At 64.7% G+C, this 1,470-nt stretch carries 1 protein-coding gene and 1 pseudogene; one reads left to right on the top strand and one right to left on the bottom strand.

The features are described from left to right. Positions 1 to 731: pseudogene (locus EOA60_RS32650) on the top strand (DNA polymerase IV); the annotation flags it as partial. A gap of 27 nt (positions 732 to 758) precedes the next feature. Here EOA60_RS32650 and EOA60_RS32645 read toward each other — a convergent pair. Further along, entirely contained in the window at positions 759 to 1,262 is a 504-nt protein-coding gene (locus EOA60_RS32645; protein WP_067000288.1) for a hypothetical protein, read from the bottom strand. Positions 1,263 to 1,470: the final 208 nt, after the last annotated feature.

Raw genomic sequence — 1,470 nt, 5'->3', positions numbered from 1 at the left:
TCCGCAAGCCGCGCGGCTTTTCAGTCATCGGCGAAGCGGAAGCGCCAAGCTTTCTTGCCGGGCAGCCGGTCACGCTGATCTGGGGCGTCGGCAAGGCCTTGGCCGCGGCGCTCGAGCGCGACGGCATCCGCACCATTGCCCAGCTGCAGCGCATGGAGCGCGGCGAACTGATGCGCCGTTACGGTGTCATGGGCGACCGGCTCTACCGGCTTTCGCGCGGCGAGGACGACCGCCGCGTCGACCCCGGCGGCGATGCCAAGAGCGTGTCGGCCGAAACCACCTTCGACAACGACATCGGCTCGCTGGCAGAATTGGTGCCGGTGCTGCGCGGCCTGTCGGAAAAAGTCTCGGCGCGGCTGAAGAAATCCGGCATTGCCGGGCGCACCGTGGTGCTGAAGCTGAAGACGCAGGATTTCAAGCTGCGCACCCGCAACCGCCAGCTTGGCGATCCGACACGGCTGGCCGATCGCATCTTCCAAACCGGGCTCGATTTGTTGCGTCGCGAGACCGACGGCACGAAATTCCGCCTGCTCGGCATCGGCGTCAGCGATCTTTCCGACGACGGGAAGGCCGATCCGCCGGATCTGATCGACGTCCAGTCGCGCAAGCGCGCAATGGCCGAAACCGCGATCGACGAGCTGCGCGACAAATTCGGCAGGAAGGCCGTCGAGACCGGTTACACCTTCGGCAAGGGCCGTGCCGCCAACCCGCCCGAGCCGCTCGAGGACTGAGACCGGCTGGCATTCATGGGGACTTGATCAGGTGCGCTGCAGGTCGATCCGGCTCGTCACCATGGTCTTGCCAGTTTTTGGATCCGTGTCGGTCACCGTCAGCCGCATGCTGTCGCTGCCGGTCTTTTCGACGGTCAACTGCGCTTTGCGGTCGCCATTGACCTCCTTTGCCCAACGGATGCCGAGATTGAGCGCGTTGCCCGAACGGCTGCCGTTCAATTGCGCCGGCCCGGTACGCGAGCCGATGTAGACGCCGCTATAGCCCCTGCCGGTGGCCTTCAGATCCGCGCTGATCTCCCGCGTCATCAAGATCAGCCCGCGGCATTTGCCGTCGAGCGACAACGAGGTCGAGGTAGCGCCGGATTTGAAGTCGCAGGAGATATTCACCGTCGGCGCATTCGCGCTCACCTTGAAGGTGCCGTTGCCGGCGAAGCTGCCCTGGAACGAGCGCAGGAAATCTGCATCGTCGGCGTAGGCGCTCGCGGCAGTCATCAGGCAGCCGGCGAGAACGAGCGGAACCACTGGTCTCATCGAAATTCTCCCCCGTTGGAGCCGAAACACGCCTCCTGGCTTTGGAAGGCGCAAGCAGACTCAGGAACGCAAGCGATCTTGGCAGGTTCCCCCGCCGATATGACCGTTTTGAAACAAGGCCGGTTGGCGTGAGGGTATTTTAAGCCGGCGGCGGCTCAGGCCGAGAGCGCGGCCTTCACCCAATCCAGCCGCGCTGCCGGCACCAGCC

Origin of the sequence: Mesorhizobium sp. M1A.F.Ca.IN.020.06.1.1 (genome assembly GCF_004023265.1) — a bacterium.
Taxonomy (GTDB): domain Bacteria; phylum Pseudomonadota; class Alphaproteobacteria; order Rhizobiales; family Rhizobiaceae; genus Mesorhizobium.
Note: the sequence above shows the minus strand (reverse complement) of the source record. Positions and strands in the feature narration are given on the sequence as shown.

Coding starts and splice junctions, on each gene's coding strand:
- EOA60_RS32645 (WP_067000288.1), bottom strand. CDS start 1,262: ATGAGACCAGTGGTTCCGCTCGTTCTCGCCGGCTGCCTGATGACTGCC.